Genomic DNA, 2,543 nt, shown 5'->3' on the forward strand with positions numbered 1-2,543 from the left:
CTGGCGATGGACCCGCAGCAGCGGCTGCTCCTCGAAACGTCGTGGGAGGTGTTCGAGCGGGCGGGCATCGACCCGAACTCGGTGCGGGGCAGCCGCTCCGGTGTGTTCGTCGGCACCAACGGCCAGGACTACGCGGCCTTGGTGATGGCCGCGCGGGAGAGCGTCGAAGGGTACGCGGGCACGGGTATCTCGGCGAGTGTCATCTCCGGCCGGCTGTCCTACACGTTCGGCCTCGAAGGACCGGCCGTCACGGTGGACACGGCCTGTTCTTCGTCGCTGGTCGCGCTGCACCTGGCGGTGCAGGCACTGCAGAAGGGCGAGTGTGAGCTGGCGCTCGTCGGCGGTGTGACGGTGATGTCGACTCCCGGTGCGTTCATCGAGTTCAGCCGCCAGCGGGGCCTGGCCGCGGACGGCCGCGTCAAGGCGTTCGCCGATGCCGCCGACGGCACGGGCTGGGGCGAGGGCGTCGGCATGCTGCTCGTGGAGCGCCTGTCGGACGCCCAGCGCAACGGTCACCAGGTCCTCGCCGTCGTACGGGGTTCCGCGGTGAACCAGGACGGCGCGTCCAACGGTCTGACCGCGCCGAACGGTCCTTCCCAGCAGCGAGTGATCCGGCAGGCGCTGGCGACTGCGGGGCTCGCCCCCGCCGACGTGGACGCGATGGAGGCGCACGGCACCGGTACGAAGCTGGGCGACCCGATCGAGGCGCAGGCGCTCCTTGCCACCTACGGCCAGGGTCGTCCCGCCGACCGGCCGCTGTGGCTCGGGTCGATCAAGTCGAACATCGGTCACACGCAGGCCGCCGCCGGTGTCGCTGGTGTGATCAAGATGGTGATGGCCATGCGGCACGGTGTGCTGCCGCAGACCCTGCACGTGGACGAGCCGTCGTCGCACGTGGACTGGTCGGCGGGCGCTGTTGAGCTGCTCACGGAAGCGAAGCCGTGGCCTGTTGCGGACCGGCCGTGGCGGGCCGGTGTGTCGTCGTTCGGCGTGAGTGGTACGAACGCCCACGTCATCGTGGAGCAGGCTCCGGTGGTGGAGGCGGCGTCGGAGGCGGTTGCGGAGCCGACGACGTACGACGGTGCTCCGGTGCCGTGGGTGCTGTCGGCGCGGAGCGTGGAGGCGCTCCGTGAGCAGGCCGAACGGCTCCGATTCGGCGCGCTCGACGCGCACCCCGTGGACGTGGGCTTCTCGCTGGCGACAACGCGGGCCGCGCTGGAGCAGCGCGCCGTTGTCGTCGCGGACGGCCCGGAGGACCGGCTTGCCGCCCTGACCGCGTTGGCGGAGGGCGGGCAGGTGGCGGGTGTGGTCACGGGTTCTGCCGTCACCGGCCTGCTGGGTTTCCTGTTCTCGGGTCAGGGTTCGCAGCGGCTCGGCATGGGCCGTGAACTGGCAGCCCGTTACCCGGTGTTCGCCGATGCCCTGGACGAGGTGCTGGATCTCCTGGCTCCCGAGGTCCGTGAGGTGCTGTTCGGCGAGGACGCGGACGCGCTGAACGAGACGGGGGTGACGCAGCCGGCGCTGTTCGCGGTCGAGGTGGCCCTGTTCCGTCTCCTGGAGTCGTGGGGCATCCGCCCCGACCTGCTGGCCGGGCACTCGATCGGCGAGCTGGCCGCCGCACACGTCTCCGGCGTGTGGTCCTTGGCGGACGCCGTCAAGGTCGTGTCGGCCCGGGGCCGGCTGATGCAGGAACTGCCCGAGGGCGGCGCGATGGCCGCGATCGAGGCGACCGAGGCCGAGGTCGCCTCGGAGCTGCCGGACAGCGTGGGCATTGCCGCGGTGAACGGCCCGAACGCAGTGGTTGTGTCCGGTGTCGCCGCTGATGTGGAGGCTGTGGGCGAGCGGTGGCGTGAGGCGCGGCGGAAGGTGACGCGGCTCCGCGTCAGCCATGCGTTCCACTCGCCGCTGATGGATCCGATGCTGGACGACTTCCGCGCCGTGCTGGAAGGCGTGTCGTTCGAGGCGCCGTCGATTCCGATCGTGTCGACCTTGACGGGTCGGGCGGCCACGGCCGAGGAGCTGGCGTCGCCGGGGTACTGGGTGCGGCACGTGCGGGAGTCGGTACGGTTCGCCGACGCGGTGCATGCGCTCGTGGACGAGGGCGTTCGCACGTTTGTCGAGGTCGGTCCGGGCGGGACGCTGTCGGCGCTGGGCCAGGAGTCCGCGCCTGAGGCCGGGTTCGTGCCGGTGCTGCGGACCGGCCGTCCGGAGGAGTCCGCGCTGACCGCCGCGATCGCCGAAGTACACGTGCGGGGCGCCCACGTGGACTGGGACGCCTACTTCACGGGCAGCGGGGCCCGGCGCGTCGACCTGCCGACGTACGCGTTCCAGCGTGAGCGCTACTGGCTGGACGTGCTGCCGACGGTGGGTGATGTGTCGGCGGCCGGTCTCGGTTCGGCGGAGCACCCGCTGCTCGGCGCGACGGTCACGCTCGGCGGCACGGACGGCGTGCTGCTGACCGGTCGGTTGTCGGTGCGGACGCATCCGTGGCTGGCTGACTTCGTGGTGCAGGGTTCGGTGTTGTTGCCTGGTGCGGCGTTCGT

1 protein-coding gene is annotated in these 2,543 nt (G+C 71.6%); it reads left to right on the forward strand.

Annotated features, from left to right (window positions below):
• Positions 1-2,543: beta-ketoacyl synthase N-terminal-like domain-containing protein (locus tag ACFZCP_RS45830; RefSeq protein ID WP_391443236.1), on the forward strand; the 2,543-nt coding region annotated here is incomplete at both ends.

The sequence above is a fragment of the Streptomyces sp. NPDC007971 genome, assembly GCF_042958635.1.
GTDB lineage: Bacteria > Actinomycetota > Actinomycetes > Streptomycetales > Streptomycetaceae > Streptomyces.